At 65.7% G+C, this 22,029-nt stretch carries 19 protein-coding genes; 11 read left to right on the forward strand and 8 right to left on the reverse strand.

Annotated elements, in window-relative coordinates; all coding sequences use genetic code 11:
• Window position 1: 1 nt before the first annotated feature.
• The 8 genes from AKJ09_RS24495 to AKJ09_RS24530 all read left to right on the forward strand — a co-directional run bounded on the left by AKJ09_RS24495 (window position 2) and on the right by AKJ09_RS24530 (window position 7,123).
• Window positions 2-637 carry a response regulator transcription factor gene (locus AKJ09_RS24495; protein ID WP_146649708.1) on the forward strand — a complete coding sequence of 212 codons (636 nt, stop codon included), beginning with the start codon at window positions 2-4 and terminating at the stop codon, window positions 635-637.
• A 256-nt stretch (window positions 638-893) separates the two neighbouring features.
• The gene (locus AKJ09_RS24500) at window positions 894-1,550 is read left to right on the forward strand and encodes a hydrolase (protein WP_146649710.1); all 657 of its coding nucleotides are present in this window, start codon (window positions 894-896) and stop codon (window positions 1,548-1,550) included.
• 29 nt (window positions 1,551-1,579) lie between these two features.
• On the forward strand, window positions 1,580-1,894 hold the full coding sequence (locus tag AKJ09_RS24505) for a DUF1427 family protein (RefSeq protein WP_146649713.1): 315 nt from the start codon (window positions 1,580-1,582) through the stop codon (window positions 1,892-1,894).
• Between the two features lie 7 nt (window positions 1,895-1,901).
• Window positions 1,902-3,695 carry an amidohydrolase gene (locus AKJ09_RS24510; RefSeq protein WP_146649715.1) on the forward strand — a complete coding sequence of 598 codons (1,794 nt, stop codon included), beginning with the start codon at window positions 1,902-1,904 and terminating at the stop codon, window positions 3,693-3,695.
• Window positions 3,695-4,174 (forward strand): DoxX family protein, encoded by a 480-nt coding sequence (locus AKJ09_RS24515; protein WP_146649717.1) that lies wholly within the window; start codon window positions 3,695-3,697, stop codon window positions 4,172-4,174. The genes AKJ09_RS24510 and AKJ09_RS24515 overlap by 1 nt, the downstream gene beginning before the upstream one ends.
• Before the next feature lie 2 nt (window positions 4,175-4,176).
• On the forward strand, window positions 4,177-5,787 hold the full coding sequence (locus AKJ09_RS24520) for an alginate export family protein (protein ID WP_240488965.1): 1,611 nt from the start codon (window positions 4,177-4,179) through the stop codon (window positions 5,785-5,787).
• Between the two features lie 32 nt (window positions 5,788-5,819).
• Window positions 5,820-6,476: a YoaK family protein gene (locus tag AKJ09_RS24525; protein WP_205633793.1), complete on the forward strand. Its 657-nt coding sequence runs from the start codon at window positions 5,820-5,822 to the stop codon at window positions 6,474-6,476.
• 65 nt (window positions 6,477-6,541) lie between these two features.
• Window positions 6,542-7,123, forward strand: coding sequence for a TMEM175 family protein (locus AKJ09_RS24530; protein ID WP_146655646.1), 582 nt, complete (start codon window positions 6,542-6,544; stop codon window positions 7,121-7,123).
• A gap of 150 nt (window positions 7,124-7,273) precedes the next feature.
• Here AKJ09_RS24530 and AKJ09_RS24535 read toward each other — a convergent pair whose 3' ends face one another.
• The 4 genes from AKJ09_RS24535 to AKJ09_RS24550 form a co-directional block, all read right to left on the reverse strand.
• Window positions 7,274-7,573, reverse strand: coding sequence for a UBP-type zinc finger domain-containing protein (locus AKJ09_RS24535; protein ID WP_146649724.1), 300 nt, complete (start codon window positions 7,571-7,573; stop codon window positions 7,274-7,276).
• Window positions 7,574-7,623: 50 nt separating this feature from the next.
• Window positions 7,624-9,390, reverse strand: a complete 1,767-nt coding sequence (locus tag AKJ09_RS24540) for an FAD-dependent oxidoreductase (protein WP_205633794.1) — start codon at window positions 9,388-9,390, stop codon at window positions 7,624-7,626.
• A gap of 70 nt (window positions 9,391-9,460) precedes the next feature.
• The gene (locus AKJ09_RS24545; protein WP_146649725.1) at window positions 9,461-10,300 is read right to left on the reverse strand and encodes a TraR/DksA family transcriptional regulator; all 840 of its coding nucleotides are present in this window, start codon (window positions 10,298-10,300) and stop codon (window positions 9,461-9,463) included.
• Window positions 10,301-10,311: 11 nt separating this feature from the next.
• Window positions 10,312-11,019: a sensor histidine kinase gene (locus tag AKJ09_RS24550; RefSeq protein WP_169927824.1), complete on the reverse strand. Its 708-nt coding sequence runs from the start codon at window positions 11,017-11,019 to the stop codon at window positions 10,312-10,314.
• Between the two features lie 377 nt (window positions 11,020-11,396).
• On the opposite strand from AKJ09_RS24550, the gene AKJ09_RS24555 reads away from it, so the two are divergent.
• Window positions 11,397-12,896, forward strand: coding sequence for a sensor histidine kinase (locus AKJ09_RS24555; RefSeq protein WP_146649729.1), 1,500 nt, complete (start codon window positions 11,397-11,399; stop codon window positions 12,894-12,896).
• 284 nt (window positions 12,897-13,180) lie between these two features.
• Here the strand turns inward: AKJ09_RS24555 and AKJ09_RS24560 are convergent, their stop codons facing one another.
• Together AKJ09_RS24560 and AKJ09_RS24565 are read right to left on the reverse strand one after the other, a co-directional pair.
• Entirely contained in the window at window positions 13,181-14,314 is a 1,134-nt protein-coding gene (locus AKJ09_RS24560; protein ID WP_146649731.1) for an FAD binding domain-containing protein, read from the reverse strand.
• Window positions 14,315-14,417: 103 nt separating this feature from the next.
• Window positions 14,418-16,418, reverse strand: a complete 2,001-nt coding sequence (locus AKJ09_RS24565; protein ID WP_420814258.1) for a hypothetical protein — start codon at window positions 16,416-16,418, stop codon at window positions 14,418-14,420.
• Between AKJ09_RS24565 and AKJ09_RS56240 the strand changes: the two genes are divergently transcribed.
• Window positions 16,417-16,764 (forward strand): hypothetical protein, encoded by a 348-nt coding sequence (locus AKJ09_RS56240; RefSeq protein ID WP_420814259.1) that lies wholly within the window; start codon window positions 16,417-16,419, stop codon window positions 16,762-16,764. The genes AKJ09_RS24565 and AKJ09_RS56240 overlap by 2 nt on opposite strands.
• 987 nt (window positions 16,765-17,751) lie before the next feature.
• Here the strand turns inward: AKJ09_RS56240 and AKJ09_RS24570 are convergent.
• Window positions 17,752-18,540 (reverse strand): hypothetical protein, encoded by a 789-nt coding sequence (locus AKJ09_RS24570; RefSeq protein WP_146649735.1) that lies wholly within the window; start codon window positions 18,538-18,540, stop codon window positions 17,752-17,754.
• Window positions 18,541-18,856: 316 nt separating this feature from the next.
• Between AKJ09_RS24570 and AKJ09_RS24575 the strand changes: the two genes are divergently transcribed.
• Window positions 18,857-20,587, forward strand: a complete 1,731-nt coding sequence (locus AKJ09_RS24575; protein ID WP_146649737.1) for an alpha-keto acid decarboxylase family protein — start codon at window positions 18,857-18,859, stop codon at window positions 20,585-20,587.
• A 131-nt stretch (window positions 20,588-20,718) separates the two neighbouring features.
• On the opposite strand, the gene AKJ09_RS24580 is transcribed toward AKJ09_RS24575, so the two are convergent.
• Window positions 20,719-21,045 carry a TMEM14 family protein gene (locus AKJ09_RS24580; protein WP_146649739.1) on the reverse strand — a complete coding sequence of 109 codons (327 nt, stop codon included), beginning with the start codon at window positions 21,043-21,045 and terminating at the stop codon, window positions 20,719-20,721.
• Between the last annotated feature and the right edge of the window lie 984 nt (window positions 21,046-22,029).

Below are 22,029 nucleotides of genomic sequence, written 5' to 3' on the forward strand. Positions count from 1 at the left end.
CTTGAAACCGAAGGCCCCTACCGAGACGCCGCGAGTTTGCATCGTCGACGACGACATCTCCGTTCGTGATGCGCTCCACGGGCTCCTGCGCTCCGTCGGATGGAGCGTCGAGACGTTCGCTTCGGCTCGAGAGTTCCTCACCAGACCCGAATCGGAGCAGACGCCGGACTGCCTGATCCTCGACGTGGAGCTGCCCGACCTGAATGGCCTCGAGCTCCAGGCTCGTCTGACAGAGGCTTGTCTGTCGATCCCGATCGTCTTCATCACTGGTCACGGCGACGTGCCGATGTCCGTCCGCGCCATGAAGGCCGGCGCCGTCGAGTTCCTGATGAAGCCGTTCGACGACGAGGTTCTCCTCGAAGGCGTCGAGCAAGCGATCGAGCGAAGCCGGCGTGCGCGCCAGGAGGACGCCGAGCTTCGCTCGCTCAAGGAGCGTCACGAGTCGCTCACCCCGCGCGAACGGCAGGTCATGGCGTTCGTCGTCGACGGACTGCTCAACAAGCAGATCGCGAACGAGCTCGGAACGACGGAGATCACCGTCAAGGTGCAGCGCGGACAGGTGATGCGGAAGATGCGCGCGAGCTCACTCGCCGATCTCGTCCGCCTCGCAGAGAAGCTGAAGACGCGCGGCTGCTGATTCGACCGAGCGCCGCAATTCGTTCGTCGAACGCGGAGGGCCACGGCCGCGCTGCGCAAATTGCCTTTCTCGACGAGGGCCATGGCGGCGCGAAGGTCGTGTCTCGAGATGCAACGCCCCGCCGTCGTCACGAACGACGACGTGCCTTCGGGCGGTGAGTTTCGAGCGACTTCGGGCAACAGGATCCAAGAGTCGAGGGCGCTGGGAGGGCATTACTTCGATGCGAAACATCATCGCAATCGAAGAGGAGAACCCCATGCCCACTGCATCGCCGACCGCCGCAAAGTCGCTTCTCAGCCCCGTCGATCACACGCTCATCCTGATCGACCATCAATCGCAGATGGCGTTCGCGACCAAGTCGATCGACGCCGTCAACTTGCGCAACAACGCCGCCCTCATCGCGAATGCGGGCCGCGTCTTCGGCGTCTCGACGATCCTCACCACGGTCGCGGAGAAGAGCTTCTCCGGTCCCATCTTCACGGAGATCCAGCGCGTGTTCCCGGAGCACAAGGCGATCGACCGGACGACGATGAACTGCTGGGAGGACTCGAACGTCACCGACGAGGTGAACAAGATCGGTAAGGGGCGCGTCGTTCTCGCCGGTCTCTGGACCTCCGTGTGCATCGCCGGGCCGGCGCTCTGCGCCCTCGAGCAGGGCTTCGAGGTCTACGTTATCGCCGACGCGTGCGGTGACGTCTCGACCGAAGCGCACGATCGCGCGATGGATCGCATGGTCCAGGCCGGCGTGCGACCGCTCACGTCGCTCACGTACCTGCTCGAGCTCCAGCGCGACTGGGCGCGGGCCAAGACGTACGACGCGGTCACCGGCGTGGCGAAGGACTTCGGTGGCTCGTACGGCCTCGGCGTCACCTACGCCAAGACCATGTTCGGCGCCTCCGAAGGCAATCACTGAGACGTGCTCGTCGGAGCGGGAGATACGGAATGAAGATCTATATCGCATCTCTGTTCGCCGGCGTCCTGGCAGGCGCAGTTTATGGCCTGATCAACGTTCGCTCTCCCGCTCCGCCGGTCATCGCTTTGATCGGGCTGCTCGGAATGCTCCTCGGTGAGCAGGGCGTGGCCATCTCGAAGCGGATCCTCCAGGGCAAGTCCCTCGCGAGCGCCTGGTTCGCCGAGGAGTGCGTACCGAAGATCACGGGCGTGTCTGCGGAGACGCCCTCGCCGAGCGTGCCGACCGACGCTGCCGTCGTCGCCATGCCCTCGCAGGAAACCGCTTCCAGTCTCGAAACGAAGTGAGCAAACCATGACCGAGCTCATCGTCTACAACGCCAACATCACGTCCCTCGATCGCGCGAATCCGGCGCCGGAGGCGTTCGCGATCGCCGACGGACGGTTCGTCGCCGTGGGCAACAAGGCCGATGTCTTCGCGACGAAGACTGCGACGACGCGGATGATCGATGCGGGGGGCCGACGGATCATCCCCGGCCTCATCGACAGCCACATGCACGTCATCCGCGGTGGCCTCAACTACAACATGGAGCTGCGCTGGGACGGCGTACGCTCCCTCGCGGACGCGATGGCGCTCTTGAAGCGTCAGGTCGACATCACGCCTGCCCCGCAGTGGGTGCGCGTCGTCGGTGGCTTCACGGCGCACCAGTTCGTGGAGAAGCGATTGCCGACGATCGAAGAGCTCAATCGAATTGCTCCCGATACGCCGGTCTTCATCCTGCATCTCTACGATCGGGCCCTGCTCAACGGCGCTGCGCTGCGCGCAGTCGGCTATACGAAGGACACGCCGGATCCGCCCGGAGGTGAGATTCAGCGAAACTCGCGCGGTGAGCCCACGGGGCTGCTCATCGCCAAGCCGAACGCGGGCATCCTCTACGCGACGTTGGCGAAAGGGCCGAAGCTTCCGCCCGACTACCAACTCAACTCGACACGCCACTTCATGCGCGACCTGAATCGCCTTGGTGTCACCGGCGTGATCGATGCCGGCGGTGGCTTTCAAAACTACCCCGACGACTACGACATCGTGCAGCGCCTCGCCCGCGACGGCGAGCTTACTCTGCGCATCGCCTACAACCTCTTCACCCAGAAGAGCGGCGGCGAGCTCGACGACTTCAAGAACTGGACGAAAATGGTCCGCCCGGGCGACGGCGACGATCTGTTTCGGCACAACGGCGCGGGCGAGATGCTCGTCTTCTCGGCTGCGGACTTCGAAGATTTCCGAGAGCCGCGTCCGGAACTCCCCGCGAGCATGGAGTCCCAGCTCGAGTCGGTGGTGCGGACGTTGGTCGAGAACCGATGGCCGTGGCGCCTCCACGCGACGTACGACGAGACCATCTCCCGCGCACTCGACGTCTTCGAGCGCGTGAACCGCGACATGTCGTTCGACGGCTTGCACTGGTTCTTCGACCACGCCGAGACGATCTCGGACCGCAACATCGACCGCATCGCTGCGCTTCAGGGAGGCATCGCCGTGCAGCACCGCATGGCGTTCCAGGGCGAATATTTCATCGAGCGTTACGGAGCGAAGGCAGCCGAACGCACCCCGCCGCTCGCACGAATGCTCGCCGCCGGAATCCCGGTGGGCGGAGGCACGGACGCAACGCGCGTCGCCTCGCACAACCCGTGGGTGTCCCTCGCGTGGCTGGTCACCGGCAAGACCCTCGGCGGCACGAGTCTCTATCCGAGCGAGAATCGCCTCGATCGCGAGACCGCACTTCGACTCTGGACCGAGAAGAACACGTGGTTCTCGAACGAAGAGGCGAAGAAGGGCCAGATCAAGGTCGAACAGCTCGCCGATTTCGCCGTCCTCTCCGCGGACTATTTCTCCGTTCCCGAGGACGAGATCTCCGGGCTCGAATCCGTGCTCACCGTTCTCGGTGGAAAGGTCGTCCACGGCGGCGGTCCCTTCTCTGGAATGGCACCGCCTCTTCCGCCGGCGATGCCGGATTGGTCGCCGGTGCGCCACTCCGGTGGGGCGACCGCGGCTGCAGCTGCGGCCGTCGCTGGAGTGTCTTCGCGACGAGCGAACCTTGGTCCGGGCGAAAGCGCCCTCTGGGGAGCGGCAGGCTGCGCCTGCTGGGCATTCTGATGAACATCGGAATCGATTCTCTGTTCTCCCAGAAACGACAGGACGACGCGCGCGACGCAGGGCTCTTGCTCCTTCGAATTGGTGCGGCGTGCTTGATCTGGAAGTTTCACATGCAGCCCAAGCTCGCGCACTTCGATCACGAGCTCGCCACATTCCCCGATCCGATCGGCGTTGGCCATGCCGGAAGCTTTGCGCTCGCGCTGCTCTCGGAGGGCCTGTTCTCCATCGTCGTCGCCCTCGGTTTCATGACGCGCCTCGCAGCGTTTCCGATCCTGTTCACGATGGCGATGGTCCTCTTCCTGGCCGTGCGCGGGTTCGAGGGCTCTGACGTTCAAGCCGCGCTCCTCTACGCTCTGCCGTACGGCGTGATCGTCCTCACCGGACCAGGTCGGTGGTCGCTCGATCACCGGCTCCTCCCTCGGTACGAGTCGGTCCTGCGCCGGCTGCAGAAGCGTACGCCCGCACGGGCCGACGCGTGAACATGCGGTTCCTCTCCTCCATCGCAGCCGTCGTCCTGATGGCGTGGGCACGAACGTCGGCGGCGGCGGACGACGACGACCACGCCGACGCTGGCAACCTCGAGCCACGACCCGCCGATGCGCGCGAAGCAGCGCCCGAGGCTGCGCCGGCGTCCGAAGAGCCGGCCACGAACACGCCTCCTCCGCCGTCCCTCCAAGGAGACGATCCTCTCCTCGCACCGAGCGTGCCCGAGCCTCCAGCAGCGGCGCGGGTGCCCGTGGAGCGAGACTCGGATCCGGCCGGCGACGTCAATCACGACCTCGCTCCTTCGGTGGCGTTCCAACAGGTGCGCTACCTCGAAGACTATTCGCGCCTGGCATCGGCGGATCTGCGCGCCCCGCTGGACGTGATCAAATACATCCCGCTCTGGCCGGGCGGTTACCTCTCGCTCGGCGGCCAGCACCGGCTCCGCTACGAGTACATGGCGCCGTCCGAGCTCGGCAAGTCGGTCTCGGAGTCGATGGATAGCGTCCTCTTCTCGAGGAATCTCCTTCACACCGACTTTCATTTCACGCCGTACCTGCGCCTGTTCGCACAAGCGGGCGCGTATTACGCATTTGGCTCCCCCGCGGAGGACGCGCCGCCCGGAGCAGACGTCTTCGACGTCGCGCAGCTCTTTCTCGAGACGCGCTTCCAGGTCGCCGGAGTCAACGTCACGACGAGACTCGGGCGCCAGGAGATGGGCCTCGGGTCGACCCGCTGGGTGAGTATTCGAGACGGCACGAACGTCAGACAAGCGTTCGACATCGGACGCGTCGTGCTCACGGGGCGAAACTGGAATTCGCATACGTTCTTCGGCGTCGTCCCCAAGCTCCAGCGAGGCGCTTTGGACGACGAGCCGAATACGAAGAATCTCTTCTGGGGCAGTTACTGGACACTCAACGCACTGCCGCGCAAGGCGCTCTCTTTCGACGTCTTCTATCTCGGGCGTTCGCGCCCGGCCGTGTACCGCGAGCTCTCCGGGCGTGAGGTCCGTCACACGATGGGGGTTCGTGTGTTCGGCGAGCTCGACACCGGGCTCGAATACATCGCACACGGTCTCATCCAGGTCGGCAAGCTCGGCGACGCCGACGTTCTCGCCTGGGGCACCGCCGGTGCTCTACGCCAGCGTCTTCCCGGCTTTCTCCACCCCGTCCGCATCGGCGTCCGCGGAGACGCCCTGAGCGGCGACGCCAAGGCGGGCGACGGCAAGGTCGGAACGTTCGATCCGCTCTTTCCGAATCAGACGTTCTTCAGCGCTCTGTCGTTGATCTCGCCTGCGAACCTCTACGACGTCCACCCGCTCGTTTCGGTCGACCTGGCACCGGTCGTCCTCGAAGCCGGATGGATCTTCTACTATCGCCAGCAAACCGCAGACGCCGTCTACGCGCCCGGTGCACCTCCGCTCATCAAGGCCGCGCTCTCGGACGCCCGGTTCACGGGCTCACAACCGAGTTTGTCACTGGGCTATTCCGTAACGCGGAATCTCACGTTCAATATCGAGTATTCGCACGTATTCGCTGGCGCTGCGATGCGCGAAGCCGGCGGCCGGGACATCGATTTCCTCGGCCAATGGACGACGTTCACCTATTGACCTCAATCGACAATCACTCTCGAGTAGGACCCGTGACTGAACCTCCCCGCCGTGTCATCGTCGCTCTCTTGCTACTCACGTTCGTCACGGGCATCGTCGACGCTGCGAGCGTGCTCGGTCTCGGACGCATCTTCGCCGCGAACATGACCGGGAACGTCGTCTTCCTCGGTTTCGCACTCGCCGGCCAGCACGCCAAGGCCGCGGTGATCGCTGGGCTGAACGCGCTCGGCAGCTTCATGGCAGGTGCCGTCCTCGGCGGGCGGCTCTCGAAGGTGATCACGCCCCGGTCGTTGACGCTCGCCTTCGGCATCGAGCTCTTGCTGCTTGGGGTCGCCACGGCCGTCGCGCTCGTCGACGTCAAGGTGGTGGCGCCGATCCTGATCAGCCTCCTCGGGCTCGCCATGGGCCTCCGTAACGCGGTGGTGCGCAGGCTCGCGATCCCCGATCTGACGACCACGGTGCTGACGCTGACCGTGACGGGGCTTGCCTCGGATTCATCACTCGCCGGCGGATCCAATCCACGATGGCAACGGCGCGTCGCGGCCATCCTCGTGATGCTCCTGGGCGCGCTGCTCGGCGCCACCCTTCTCTCCGTCGGAATGGCGGCGGTCATCGCATCCGCGACGCTGGTCGAGGCCATCGCGCTCGTGCTCCTCGCGAGAGGGGCCGAGGCGAAGGCCGAGAATTGAGCTCGCGAGGCGAGGGAGAACCGGTCGCTCGTGACCTCGAAGTCGCGATGATGACGACGAAGAAGATGACGAAGGGAAGACTCGAGGCGTTCAGTGACGGGGTGATCGCCATCATCATCACGGTGATGGTGCTCGAGCTCAAGGTTCCGCACGGTGATGATCTCTCCGCGCTGCGTGTTCTGGCAGCTCCCTTCGCGGCCTACGTTCTGTCGTTCCTCCACGTAGGGATCTATTGGAACAATCACCACCATCTCCTGGCGAGGACGGAGCTCGTCAACGGGAAGGTGTTGTGGGCAAATCTCAACTTCCTGTTCTGGCTCTCGCTGATGCCGGTCACCACGGCATGGATGGGGGAGACGCGGCTCGCGCCGGTACCGACTGCCCTCTATGGCTTCGACCTCTTCCTTGCCGGTGTCTCTTATTTCGTGCTCGGTCGCGTGCTCGTTCGAAATCAGGGGCCGCGGTCACCACTCGCGCAGCTCATCGGCTCCGACACCAAAGGCCGCCTTTCCACCGGCCTATACGCGGTCGCGGTTCCGGTGGCCTGCGCTCATCCGCGACTCGCCGCAGCGATCTACGCCCTCGTGGCGCTGATGTGGTTCATCCCCGATCGACGCCTCGAATCGTACGAGGCCCTACCGCCCTGAGCTGTCGTCGGAGCTGGGAATGCACATTCAGTCGGTCCTGCGTTTCTTGAAGCAGACGGCATCCCATGGCCGCTGCGACGCAAGGTGTTCGGCGATGTGGTGCACGAACGCGCGCCAACGCGCCAACGCGCCTGGCGCGGTCGTCGCTGTTCACTCGGTCGACAAGAACTGGTCGTCTGGGTAGCAGTAAGCCCACGTCTCGCCGGCTTCGCCGGACGTGACGATGGGGTGCCTCGTCGAGCGGTTGTGCGCCGTTGCGTGTCGATTGGGCGAAGAATCGCAACAGCCCACGTGGCCGCAGGTGAGGCAGACGCGAAGGTGGACCCACCCGCTACCCATCGCGAGACACTCCTCGCAGCCCTTCGCCGGTCGATGTACGCGCTCGATCTTCACGTCATGCGCGACGTGACCGCAGGGGTTCGACAGATCGATTGAATCGTTCTTGCTCATGTGCGGTTGACCTCGTTGTGCCGAAGACTCTGTCGGGTCGCTGAACCGGCCTATTCGGCGAGTACCTTGTGGATGAGCTGGACGCAGACCGATCCATCGCCCACGGCGGCCGCGACGCGCTTGACGCTGTTGGCGCGGACGTCGCCCACTGCAAAGACGCGCGGCTGGCTGGTCTCGAACATGAGCGGCGACCGCGCGAGTGGCCATCGCTCTCGCTCGAGGATCTCGCTGGTCAGATCGAGGCCCGTGCGGACGAACTTGTTGTCGTCCAGAGCCAAGCTGCCGCCGAGCCAATCCGTGTTTGGCGTCGCGCCGATCATGGAGAAGACGTGGCGGATCGGTCGGCGGGTCTCGACCCCGGCGTCGTCGCACCAGGTCACCTCTTCGAGGTGCTCGCTCCCGGCCACCGCCGTGATGCGTGTGCGCCGGTGGAGCGTGATGTTGGGCGTGTCCTCGATGCGACGTATGAGATATCGCGACATGCTCTCGGCGAGGTCGGGCCCGCGGATGAGCATGTGCACGTGTCTCGCGCTGCGCGCGAGGAATGTCGCCGCCTGCCCCGCGGAGTTGCCTCCACCGACGACCACGAGCGCTTCGGCGCCGCATCGCATTGCCTCGACGAACGTGGCCGAGTAATAGACGCCGACGCCTTCGAACCGGGCGAGCTCGGGGACGTCGAGCTTGCGGTACCGAATGCCTGTCGCGATGACGGCAGCGCGGGCGCGGATGGCCCCGCCCCCCTCGAGCTCGATCCGCAACGGCGTCTCGTCGGACCGCAAGCTCACGGCGCCCTGAGCGACCGAAAGACCAGCTCCGAACTTCTCAGCCTGTGCCAGCGCCCGAACCGCGAGCGCCTGGCCGGAGATGCCGGTGGGAAAGCCCAGATAGTTCTCGATCTTCGAGCTGGATCCCGCCTGCCCACCGGGCGACGCGGCCTCGACGATCATGACGTCGAGCCCCTCCGAGGCGGCGTACACCGCCGCGGCAAGACCCGCGGGACCTGCTCCGCACACGACGACGTCGAACACGCGCGTTGGCTCGATGGTCGGGTTCAACCCGAGGCAATCGGCGACTTCCGCCTCCGAAGGGTGCCTGAGCACGCGCTCGCCGCGGCAAATGAGGATCGGGATGTCCTCCACCCGCACCTGGAACTGGTCGAGCATCGCCTGCACGTCGGGATCGCCGTCGAGGTCGACGTACTTGTACGGCTGCCCGTTGCGCACGAGGAACGCCTGAAGTCGAAGAGTCTCCGCCGAAACGCGCGATCCGATGACGACGGCATCGCCCCATCCCTCCGAGAGAAGCGCCACGCGCCGCAGGATGAACGCCCGCATGGCGATCTCGCTGAGCTCCGGATCCGTCTGGACGAGCGAGCGAAAGCGCTGCGGTTCGACCCGGAGCGCGCGAAGGTGGCTCTTGGCGCGTGCCCTGACGAGCGAGCTTCGGCCGAACAGCATCGGCATCTCGCCGGTGAACTGACCGGTGTCGTGAACGGTCACCGAGTGCTCGAGCGTACCCTCGGGGTGGACGATCTCGAGCTGCCCATCGAGCACGACGTAGAAGGGGACGTCCGCGTCCCCCCGCTCGAACACGATCGCGCCGTCTTCGAAGTCTTGCTCGGTTCCGAAGGCCGCGACGCGTGCGATTTGCGACTCCGTCAGCGCCGGAAACATCTGCCCGCGTCGGCCGTCGAGATTCGGGTATTGGGGGCCCGGCGATCCCATGCGCGTGCCCGTCCATGCAGGTGCATCGTGCGCGGGGAAGGATTCAACGAGCGCCTCGCTGGAGGCGTCACCGGGCCTAGTCGATTCCGTCATCTGTCGACCTCCGAGGAATCTTGGGGTTCCGCTTGCCACGCGATTTAGGCGCGGTTGAGGCTGTTCATGATTATCGCGCCCTTCTTTCTTCTTCGTCGGCCGTGAGCCGTGCCCAGGGGAGCACTCGGAGGCGCTCGATCGGGATCGGGCGCCCGCTCAGCTCGCTGACGCCGTACGTTCCCGCATCGAGCTTCGCGAGTGCCCTGTCGATCTCCGCCAGAAGTCCGCGCTCCTGACGGGCAAGGCCGAGCAGCTCCCCCTCCGCCGTCGCACGCGTTGCTGCGTCCATCGGGTCGGGGAGGCTCTCCTCCTCGAGGTGGGTCGCCGCCGCCAGGTTCCGGTCGTGCGCGCGAAGTAACTCGGCGCGCTTGGACTCGAGCGCCACTCGAAACGATTCGCGATCCTTCGTGGTCAATTTCATGCGTGTGGCTCCACAATGGTGACGCTTTGGGATCTCGTCTTGGACGCCGTTGTGGGCGAGCGAGCCGATTTGGCTTCGCTGGCCGGTTCCCGGCACCATGCCGCCCTGGAGAAGCGCGAGCGCGCTCACTCGTCGCGACTGAAGTTCCGCCTCACCGGCGATCGCGCGAACGAGAGCGGAAGATTCAAATGCCTTCCGAAGGTCACCCCGAAGCCCTTCGTCCTCCGACTCGTGCGCCAGAAGCCGTTTGGCTTCACGACACACGTCCCCAACGGCCTCCAGGTCGATGACGTTGCGACGGGATACGAGGAACTCGATGTCGACGGCAAGAACGGCCAAGGTCCGGAGCCAACGTGGCGTCGGCGATTCGGCCGCGCCCATCGCGTCACGTACACACACACGCTCGGTGATGACGGAGGTGAGTGTTTCGAATTGCACGGCGAGCAGCTCGATCTCGCGTGCGAGAACTTCCTGGCTCTCGAGGTGCATCGCGATTCTCGTCACGAATCGGCAGAGGAAGGGAAGTAGACGGAGGCCAGGGTCCCCGACGCGGGCGACGACTCGATTCGAATCAGACCACCGTGGCGCTTCACGATGCTTTGAACGACGGCTAGCCCGAGTCCCCAGCCACCTTCCTTGCGCGAGCAGAACGGAGTACCGAGATGAGCCACCACCTCCCGCGGCATGCCTGGCCCGCTGTCTTGCACCGTCCAGAGGTGTGCCCCGTCTGCAGTGTCGTCGAGGGAGACCTGGACGGCGGCGCCGCGAGGCGTCACGTCGATGGCGTTCAAGACCAAGTTGGCGAGGGCTTCGACGAGCTCGCTGCGCACGCCACGGAGGCCTCTGGAACCGCATCGGACCAGCAGTTGGACACCGCTTGCCTCGGCGCGATCTTCGACGCGACGTACCATGTCTTGCGCGATCTCCTCGGAGGAGCAGAATTTCGCGTCGTCGGCTCTCGAGCTGCGCGTCAGGTCCTCCTCGAGCAGCCCACGCATGCGGGCCGCCGCGTCCTGCGCGCGCTGCAGCCGTTCGCGGCTCTGCCCCGTGACTTCCCGCTCGAGGAGCTTCTGAACTGCGATGATGACCGCAAGGCAGTTCTTGAGGGCATGCAGGCGAGCTGCCCTCGGTGCCGGCACCGTGCCTCCGAGCAAGGTCAGAGTGGTCGCCATCGCATCGGCCTTGATTGTCTCCGTTGTCGTGCCCATGCGACCGCAGAATGCATCCTGCATGCCGCGGGGCGAGCGCTCGGCCCTCTACGAAGTTCGTCTCGATCGTCCCGCACACGCGCCGCGACGAACGCACCGTCAACCCGCAGCTGCATCGAGCCGGCCGTTGACGGATGACCGCAGTCTGTCTCGGTGACCAAAGGTTGCCACGTCCGCGTCCGTGAGCAGTGACCGGCGGTCGGCGCCGTCAGCGAAGCTCTGCCGAGGTCCGACGAGCTCGCCGTCGGCGCCTTCGGGGCCGTCGTCCATCGGACTCGGAGCCCTGATTCAACCGTTGAACCGTCGGCGGATTCTCAACAGAGGCCGTGCACGATGCGGGATGGCGTGAGAGCGGCGATTCGTGCGAAAGAAGAGACATGCAAGCTGTCGATCGCTCCCGAATGGCAGGCGTCGCCGCAGTCGCCATCGGGGTGGTCGTCTTCGTCGCCGACGCGTTCGCGCCGCTCAACGTCGCCATCGCGGTTCTCCACGTCGCCGTCGTCCTTCTGTCGGCCAGCGCCTGGAACCGCCGAGGGATTCAGGCAACGTCGCTCGTCTGCCTCGGTGCGACCCTGCTCGCCTACGCGATCGCTCATTCCCACGAGTTCTCCCCACACGCGTTCGGACGCCTCCTCCTGAGCCTGTCGGCGATCTCGATCACCGCATTCTTGACCCTCAAAGGACAGGCCGCGACGCAGGCGCTCGTCGAGCAAAGTGAGTCGCTGCGGCGGAGCGAAGCCTTCCTCGCGGACACGCAGCGGCTAAGTCAGACCGGCAGCTTCAGCTTCAAAGCACCGAGCGGCGACATGTACTGGTCGGACGAGGCCGCGCGCATCTACGGCTACGAACCGACGGTGCCACCGACCATGGAGCGTGTGCTCGCCCGAGTATGTTCCGGCGACCGGGCTATCGTTCGAGGGGCCTTCGATCAGGCGCTGCGCGGTGATGGGCCTATCGACGTTCGACACCGGCTACGCATGCCGGACGGCGAAACGAAATACGTCCACGTGCTCGCGCGTACGATCTGGAACCGTGATGGCGAGTGTGAATACCTGGGCGCCGTCACGGACGTGACGAAGGCCACGCGCGCCGAGCAGGCGCTCCACCATTCGCGAACGGAGCTCGCCCATGCCACCCGCGTGAGCACGCTCGGACAGCTCGCCGCCTCCATTTCGCACGAGGTCAGCCAACCGCTGTCGGCGGTCAACATCCACGCGAAGGCCTGCTTGCGATGGCTGAACCGTCCCGAACCGGAGCTCGCCGAAGTGCACAATACCCTGGCCCGCATCCTCGAGGCCACCGGGCGAGCAACTCAGGTCGTTGCGCGCATTCGGTCGCTCGCGCGGAAGGGGGAACCCAATCACGTCGTCTTGGATCTGAACGAGCTCGCCCGAGAGACGCTCCTCCTCGTGCAGCGCGAACTCCAGACGCAGGACGTGACGTTGCGCGTCGAGCTCACGAACGATCGCGCTGTCGTCCACGGCGACCGCATTCAGCTCCAGCAGGTGCTCATCAACCTGCTCATGAACGGCATGCAAGCGATGCGTGGGGGGACAGGTGAGTCGCTTCTCGTCCTTCGAACCGTGATCGAGACCGAAGGCGACGTGACCCTCACCGTGAGCGATACCGGCCCTGGCGTGGCGCCGGAGAACGAAGCTCGCTTGTTCGAGCCGTTCTTCACGACGAAGTCGGATGGCATGGGGATGGGGCTCTCGATCTGTCGGTCGATCGTCGAGGCTCACCACGGGTGCTTGAGACTGAGGAACGACCCGCGAATCACCAAGGGCGCCACTCTCGCGCTCACGCTTCCCCCCTATCGTTCGGACATCGCCACGCCCATCGAGCGGACGAACGTTTCGTCCGTCGGAGCGCTTTAGCGGCAATGCCGTTCGGATAAGCAGACATCGGTCTGACATCCGATGAATCCGACCTGAGATTTTTCACAGGAAGGGGAGAAGGGCGGAAGTCTTTGGGGCGGAGAGCGGACACATCGCGCGACACCGCGTCGGCATTGGCGCAATTCAATTCCCGAGCAGACGGATTTTGGCGCGTTACGCGGGGCGATAATAGACCCTTCCGGTCTTCCGACCTTCCTGTGAAAATTGTCTGCCTATCCGAACGGCATTGGCTTTAGCGGGGACACGCACGCGGTCGATCGCGTTCACCCCATGATGCGGTTGCCGAGTGAGATGCCGAGCTCGGAGAGCGATGCGTTGGTTCGTTGCTGATCGCGCTCCCATCGCGACAGTGCGGACTCGAGGGCCGTTCCCTGCGCAACGTGGTGCAGCGCTTCGGCGAGCACGACGGCGTTGTCTGCTGCCTTGGCGACGCCGGCGGCCGTATGCGGTCGCACGAGACATGCCGCATCGCCGAGCAGCACCGCACGGCCGAACACCATCCTCTCGGCAGTGAGGTCCTCGATCGCCTGTGCGAACGGCGCGCCCGTCGCGTCGATGAGCGCGGCGAGCGTCGGCGCGAGCAGCTGGTGACCCGCTTGTGCGAGCTCACGCCGGTTGTCCTCCCTCATCGCGCCGGGCGGCAGCGACCTGTCACGTTGCGTCCCGTCCTGTGCGAGGAAGAGCGTCGGCAGCCGCTCAGGCGCGAGACGCCGGTACCAGACCCAGTTCACACGCCGCCTCCCAGGCTCGACGGATCCGTCGCGCCCGGGCACCAGATACGTGAGGAAGAGATGAGCCTTGCCTTGCTGGAACGTGAAGCGGTCGCGCAGGACGCGCAGCGCTGCCGCGGGGAGTTCATGCTCGTCGACGAGGCCGCGCCACGCGACATAGCCGGCGTAGACAGGGAGCGAAGAGGGGAGCAGTTGCGCGCGCACGCGGGAGCGGCCGCCGTCGGCGCCGACGAGCAGTTCTGCCTGTTCGACGCGTCCACTCTCGAAGTGCGCCTCGAGTCCCGTGCCGTCTTGCTGGAAGCGCACGAACGACTCGCCACCGTGGATGACGTCGGAGGGCAGGGCACGCTTCAATGCGGTGTAGACCACGTTCCACGCGGTCTGCGTTTGCGGCATGTGAAAGCGCTGTACGATCTGGTCGCGTTCATCGAGATAGATTCGCTCGATCGAATCGACCCCCGCGTCGCGAGGGAGTGGCACGCGCCCGAACGCAAACGCGTTGACGATCGGCGGCTGCAGGACGATGCCCCCGCCGCGGCTATCGAGCTCGTTCAGCGACTGCTCGAAGACCTCGACACGCCACCCCACGGCACGCAGCGCGGTCGCTGTGAAGAGTCCTCCCACCGAGCCGCCGATGATGATGGCACGCGGCCTTGCGTCGTCCATGCTTCGCTCCCTCGACGACTCATGCTGACATCGTGGGGGCCGGCTCGATAGAAGGAGATTGACGTCTCGAGGACGTTCCGCTCAACGCAGACGAGCCGTGGGGTTAGAAGGCAACGGGCGTCGGCGTCGAACGGTTCGTCGATGTGCCGTCGCCGAGCTGATTGTAGTTGTTGATTCCCCAGCAGCGAGCGGTGCCGTCCGGGAGCCGAGCGCAGGTGAAGTCGGCGCCTGCCGTAAGGTCCGTGATCCCGAAGAGGCCCTGAACCATCACCGCTTGGAGGCGGGTCGCCGTGCTGCCGTCACCGAGTTGCGCCACCGTGTTCCGTCCCCAGCAGCGGGCCGTACCGTCGGAGATTCGTGCGCACGTGTGGCTGCCTGTATCGCTCACGGTCAGCTGCGAGACACTGGAGACGCCGCTCACGATGACGGGGGTCGATCGCTCTTTCGTCGTATTGTCGCCGAGCTGGCCGTCGCCGTTGCCCCCCCAGCAGCGCACGGTGTTGTCCGAGAGGCGTGCGCAGGTATGGCGGTAGCCCGCGACAACCTCGCGCGCCGTGGTGAGATTGCTGACCTGCGTCGGGACGAGACGAGTCGTCTGCGTACCGTCGCCCAGCTGAGAGTAGCTGTTGAGTCCCCAGCAGCGCACGGTGCCATCGCCGAGCCGCGCGCACGTGTGATTTCCGCCGGCCGAGATATCGGCGACCCCGGTGAGATCGGGCACCAGCGTCGGCACCCAGCGCTCCGTCGTGGAACCGTCGCCGAGCTCGCCGTTGTTGTTGCCTCCCCAGCAGCGCACCGTGCCGTCGCCGAGCCGCGCGCACGTGTGGAACCACCCGGCCGTCACCTGGACGACGTCCGACAGGTCCGGCACCACCTTGTTGTACGTCGACGTCGTGGTTCCGTCGCCGAGCTCACCATTCTTGTTGTTCCCCCAGCACGTCATCGTCTTGTCCGCGAGACGTGCGCACGTGTGATACCTGCCGGCGACGACCTCGACGGCATTGGACACTCCTGAGACGACCACCGGCGTGCTTCTCGGCAGGGTCCCGCCGACACCGAGCTGCCAGATGTCGTTGTTCCCCCAGCAGCGCACGGTGCCATCGGTGAAGAGCGCACACGCATGCTGCCCGCCGCCCGCGAGCTTGGAGGGGAACCCGGACGCGCACGCGGTTGCGTTCGTGGCGAGGCTCGTCTGCCCCGTGGGGCAGGTGGTGCACTGGCGGTTCGTGGTCGCCGTGCCCGAGGCGCTCACGTACGAGCCAGGCGCGCAGTCACTCCAGGGCGTGCAGCTGGTGGCATTGGCGACCGTGCTGTAGCCACTCGTGCACGACGAGCAGCTCCGGTCGCGCGTGGCATTGCCGTTCGACGAGATCGCTTGGCCCGCCGAGCAATTCGTCCACCCAACGCACGCGGTGGCGGAGTTGCCATCGTGGTCCCACGTTCCGCTCGGGCACGCCTGCTTCGGCGTCGTGCCGCCGGCGCAATAGGTTCCTGCAACGCACGCCGTGCACACCGGCGCGGATGACGACGTGCCGGGGGCCGTCTGTTCGGTTCCGGCAGGACACACGCCTTGAGGCAGGCAGCTCGCCTGGTTCGACGACGACGAGTACGTGTCCGCCGGACAGGCCGCGCACTGGCGATCCGTCGTGAACGTGCCCTGCGTGGTCACGTAGCTGCCCGGTGAACACGAACGCCATGCCGTACAGCTCGCGGCGTTTGCCTCCGTGCTGAACGTCGCGCTCGAGCACGTGGCGCACACGCGATCGGCGACGGCGCTGCCAGTGGTGACGATGGACTGCCCCGGCACGCACGCACGCCATGCAACGCACGCCGTCGCGGGGTTCGCATCGTCATCCCATGTGCCGTTGCCACACGGCTGCTTCGGCGTCGCGGCGCCGGCGCAATACGTTCCGGCTTCGCACGTGCTGCACACGGGGGCCGACGTCGGCGTGGCGGCGGCTGTCTGCTCCGTTCCGGCGGCGCAGGCGCCGTGCGGCAAGCAGCTGGTCTGGTTCGGCGACGACGAATACGTGTCCGAGGGACACGGCGCACACTGGCGATCGGAGATATCCGTTCCCGCGACGCTCACGAGGGTGCCGGGCATGCAGCTCGTCCATGGCGTGCAGCTCGTCGCGTTGCGGGCCGTGCTGTACGTCGCGCTCGGACACGCGGCGCACGTGCGGTCGACGACGGAGCTCCCATCGACGGCAATGGCATTTCCCGCAAGGCAGTCGGTCCACGCGGCGCATGCCGTCGCGGCATTGCCATCGTGGTCCCACGTTCCACTCGCGCAGGCTTGCTTGGGGACATCCGTACCCGCGCAGTACGTTCCAACCTCGCAGGGCCTGCAGACGGCAGGCGAGCTCGGCGTGGCGGCGGCGGTCTGCTCCGTCCCGGCCGCGCAGACGTCGTGCGGAGTGCAGGAGGCTTGGTTCGGCGAGGACGCGTAGGTTCCCTCGGGGCACGGCGCGCATTGACGATCCGCCGTGCTACTCCCCTCCGCGCTCACGTGGTTGCCGGGCGCACACTCCGTCCACGTCGCACAACTCGCCGCGTTGGTGGTCGCGCTGAAGCTGCCGCTCGCGCACGCGGCGCACGTCCGGTCGGCGACCTTCGACGGATTGCCCGAGACGTACGTCCCCGGCGCGCAGCTCGACCACGCGACGCACGCCGTCGTGGGGTTGCCGTCGTGATCCCAGGTGCCGTCCTCGCAGACGATATCCTTGTTCCCCGGAAGTTCGCTCGTTGCGTCGGCAGCGGCATCGGTTCCGGCATCGGCGCCGTCGACCGGCCCGCCCTCGACGGACGCATTCCCGGTCGCATCGGGAAGGGTTTCGTTACAGGCAGACAGAATCGAGAAGATGAGCGCGGTGATTGGGAACGCTGCAAGCTTACGAACGACCGTCATGGAACCTCGGAAGAGCCCCCCTCATCGAGCGACGATGTGCGTGATCCCTCGATCCGCCGATCGAGGCCCACGCACAAACCGCGCAACCTAAAGGAAAGCGCCAAGCTCCGCTACGTCGTCGATGTCACGACACCTGCCTGCATTTCACGCGCTCTGACCGTTCAGGGCTCGCCTGACTCGCGTGGGCACGGTGGCGACTCCAACCGTTTTCGAGCGGCTCGCGTGTGGCGTGGCCGCGATCAGAACCAGCTTCGAGCCGCATGCCACGCTGCCCAACACGCTTCCAGACCACTTTCGAGTCGGTCGCGACCGGCTCCGAATCGATCGAGTGGCTCTCCGAGCCGCGCAGCGCCTCGCTCGCGCTTGGTTTCACCGCCGATTCACGGGCTCGCGCCCACACCCGAAGTGGTTCGAGCGCCTCTCGACGCGGTCGGGGGCGGCGTCGAAGCGGTACGATCCACTCGAGCGCCGGTCGCGCGCGGCCTCGAAGTGGTTTGATTCACCACGAAGCCGCACGCGGGTGAGCACCTCAGGATGGAACGGGGCTCGGGCTCGCCGCGTTCGGGTCGGCCGCGCCAGGGGTGGGCTCGACGGCCGGCGCTTTGCCGCGGCGGTTGGCTTTCGTTTCGGCTTCGCGGAGCGCACCAAAGATCATGGTGTCTTGCGCGGGCGAAATTCCGGCGAGCTCGGCGTTCGCGATGAGCGCGTTGACCGCGCGGATCCAAGCGTTGCGCGCGTTGACGTTGGCGACCGCGCTCGACTCCGTCGCCGTGAGGCGGAGCTGCGCACGCTCGTCTTCGAGCACGCCGAGACGCTCGCCGTGCGCGATTCGCTCGTTGACGAACGATGTCAGCGTCTTCTTCTTGTCGACCACGACCGATGCGAGCAGGCTCTTCACGTCGGCCGCGCCACCGAGACGCGACTTGAGGAGCGCAGCGGCGCCGGCCTCGTTGCGGTAGCTCGTCGAGATGATCGAGACTCCCTCGGGCGTGAGTAGCGCTCGCGCGGCTTCGATCTCGCGAGCGCGTGCGCTGTCACCAACGAGAAGGGCGATGCCTTGGAGAACGAAGTCGACGCCTCGAACGACCGCATCGTGTCGCGCATCGACCTCTGCGGCTTCGGCCGAGATCTCGGCGCCGCGCGCATCGCCCTGCCCAGGCTGCGCGCCGTGCAGCTGCTTGTGCGCCTCTTCGACCCTCGGGAGAATTCCCACACACTCGGGCAGTGCCAGAAGGGCCTTGCGAGCCGGAGTCCCGTTCGTGACCCACGGTCCCGAAATCTGAACCATCTCTGCCGTCAACAGACGCTTCAACGCCATCGTTCCCTCCCCTGAATGGAAATGGGGGCGCGCCAAACGTCTCCAACGCCCCCCGCACGGGAGGCTAAACGGACCCGAAAACCCGTCAAGCCATGATCGTCGGCCCGACGACCGCCGCTGCCTGCGTCGTCCGGTATTCCTCTGCCGGAGGGCGAACGACGTCGCAAGGCCGGATGAACGACGCCGCCCTGACGGATGTGCTCGTTGAAGCGGCTATGACGAGGTCGGCGCGGGGTAGCAGCGCCCTAGCAAGGTCTTAGAACGTCGTTTGCACTCCGGAATGACCGGATGACCGAACTCCAAGGAGTGCTCCGCCATGAGACAGACGATCGGCGACTTTCTCATCCGCCGGCTGCAAGAGGTCGGCGTCCGCCACATCTTTGGCGTTCCTGGGGATTACAACCTCGAGTTCATGCAGCAACTCGAGGTCCGCGGTGAGCCGGCCTGGGTTGGAAACTGTAACGAGCTCAACGCATCTTACGCCACAGACGCGTACGCCCGACTCAATGGCATCGGCGCGCTGGTGGTGACCCACGGCGTCGGAGCCCTCAGCGCGATCAACGGCATCGCCGGCGCCTACAGCGAGCACGTTCCCGTGATCTTGATCTCCGGTTCGCTGCCGCTGCGAGCCGTTCAGCGTGGAGATCTGATGCACCACACGCTCGCTGATCGAGAGAAGGGGAATTTCTGTCGAATGTTCGCGGAAGTTACGGGCGCCCAGGCTCGGCTCACCCCTGAAAATGCCGTCGTCGAGATCGACCGGCTCATCCTGACGGCCTGGCGCAACAAGTTGCCTGTCTACCTGGAGCTGCCGTCCGATATCTCCTACCTCGAGATCGCGGTCCCCGAGGCGCCGCTCGCGCTCGAGATGATGCCGAGCGAGTGGGAGAGCCTCTCGACCTGTACCGAGATGATCCTGCGGAGATTGCGGTCCGCGAAGTCGCCGGCGTTTCTCCTGGATCTGGATGCGATTCGCTTTGGCGTCGCGGGACAGATCATGGTGCTCGCCGAGCGCTTTCACATCAAGGTCGCGACGCTGAACTGTGCCAAAGGCGCGGTTGCCGAGAGTTCCAGTCAATACATCGGGACCTATGCGGGCATCGGAAGCTCTCGCGCCACACGCGAGGCCATCGAGGGGAGCGATTGTCTGCTCACGGTCGGCTACCGCCGCGTCGAGTCGACGAGCGGCTTCTTCACGGCCAAACTGCCCGCCTCTGCCATCCACCTGAACTCCCACCATGTCGACACGGCGGAGATGACCTATCAGGGCGTTTACCTGGCCGAGCTCCTGCAGACCGTCGTTGACTCGTCTTCGGGTAACCCGACCACGAAACCGCCGGCTCGCCCTCCGACGAAGTCGACGTTCGTTCCCTCCGCCGAGCCGCTCAGTCAGGACGCCTATTGGAAGGCGATACAGAATTTTCTCCAACCCGGGGACGTGATCATCGCCGAAGACGGGACCTCGAGCGCCGGCTTTGGGCGACTCACGCTGCCCGATGACTGCATCTATGTCACAGGGGCCTTCGTCTGGTGCTCGATCGGCTACGCGACGGCGGCGCTGCTGGGAGCCAGCCTGGCTTCACCTGGACGGCGCCACATCTTGCTGACCGGCGAGGGCTCCCTCCAGATGACGGTGCAAGAGATCTCGACGGTCATGCGGCACGACCTCAAGCCCTGGATCTTCGTGAACCAGAACCAGGGCTATACCGTAGAGAGAGCCGTTCTCGGCAAGGATGCGAAATTCAACGACGTCGCGACCTGGCGGTATTCGGAGCTGCCGCACGTCTTCAGTCGAGACAAGAAGGCCGAGACCTACGTGGTCACGACCAGCAGCGAGCTGCAGAAGGTGCTGGACGCTCCGCACTCGGGCATGGTCTTCGTCGAATGCGTGATGAACAAGTTCGATGCGCCCATCGACCTGATCATCGGTGGTCACGCGATCGCTGAGACCGACTACGGAGCTCGCGGGCCACAGGCGGCGCCGAACGCGCAGATTGCATTGCCGACGAAACCCGCAGAGCGGACGGTCGAGCGCCCGCCTCGGTAAGAGACTTGGCCGTGGGGGCCTAGCGCTTCGCGGAGTGCCTCGTTGGCGCGCTTCAGGCGTTGGACGTTGGCGATGACCGACTCAAGCGCCTGAACGCGTGCGCCAGGCGGGCTTGGAGGCTCCGCGCGAGGTCAGCGCGTCAACGCCAGGACAGTGAGGACGCAACCCGTGATGCTCAGCAGCGACATGACCCCAGCGGGCATGACCTTGCGGCTTCGAACGAAAGCGCCCACGAAGCGAGCCGACAGCGACGCGGAGATCGCGAGACCGAGGAACAATCCATCGCGCGCGGCGCCTTTCCCGACGAGGTAGGCGCTGACGAACAGCAGAGCTCCCGCGACGGTACCGGCGATCAGCGACGCACGGCTCTTCGCGCGCACGAAGCCTACGACGCCGCCCGCGATGGTCAGGGCGCCGAAGACGTACAGGTAGAGCCAAACCGCGACGAAGATGGACATGGCGAAGGCCGACAACCCGGCAAAGCGAACAATGCGAACAAAGCGGACAAAGCGGACAAAAAGAGAAAACCCCTCGCAGGACCAACGAGGGGTTTTGGGGCGTCCCCAACCGGGATCGCAACCTTGGCCTCTCGCCGTGGGGCGCTAAAATTCGAGCTTTCGAGGGCGGCCTGAGATGGCTCCCCGAGCCTTGGCGCTTTCGGCGCTCGTCCTCCTTACAGCCGCCTGTTCATCCGAGTCAACGGGACAAGCACCTTGCGTCGTAATGGGAACGGCAACACGTTAGTCGTCGACGAGACGGTCCGTGCTCTGGCCTCGGCGAGGCCCCGTACGTCGAGGTGGCCTGCGACGACCCCGACGATGTCATCACGGACGGCTCGTGCCACTACTCGAACTCGACCCCGGTCGACCGCGCAGACCAAGGTGTTGGGCAGACGGAAGACGGCCGCCAGGCGTGGCGGTGCTCACGCCAATCGGACCGCCAGCCGCCCTACGGGACGGTGACGGACGCGTGGGGGACGTCCGACCTGACGACGAGCAGGAGCTTCGGCCCCAGCTCCTTGTGCTCGCACTCGAGCGACGCTGGGTGGCTGGCGCCTTTGCGGAGGTGTCCCGGCGAAGCCGCCACTGCCACCACTTCAGGAGCTTCACAGTCACGCGAGCACGACGTCCGATCTGCTCCGCGTCGCCAGTCTCCTCGAACTCCGCGCCCGACCCGCCCACCAACCTGCGTCACGTCTTACCATGCGGCACGACACACCGGCCCCACGCCCGCGCACCGCATCTATCGCCGTACGGTTGCCTCGATACGGAACTTGTGACCTTCGCGCTCAGCGTTTCTGTGGAGCACGGCGCGGAGATCACCGACCGTCGGCTCGCCTCGTAGACGAGGAGGTTCGTCGCCAGCGGCGGGGCAGGCCGCGAGCGTACGGCGCGGCGCGGCGCGGCGCGAAAACGAGCCTGTAAGCCGGTGGTGACGTGGTT

It is taken from the genome of Labilithrix luteola, assembly GCF_001263205.1.
Classification (GTDB): domain Bacteria; phylum Myxococcota_A; class Polyangia; order Polyangiales; family Polyangiaceae; genus Labilithrix; species Labilithrix luteola.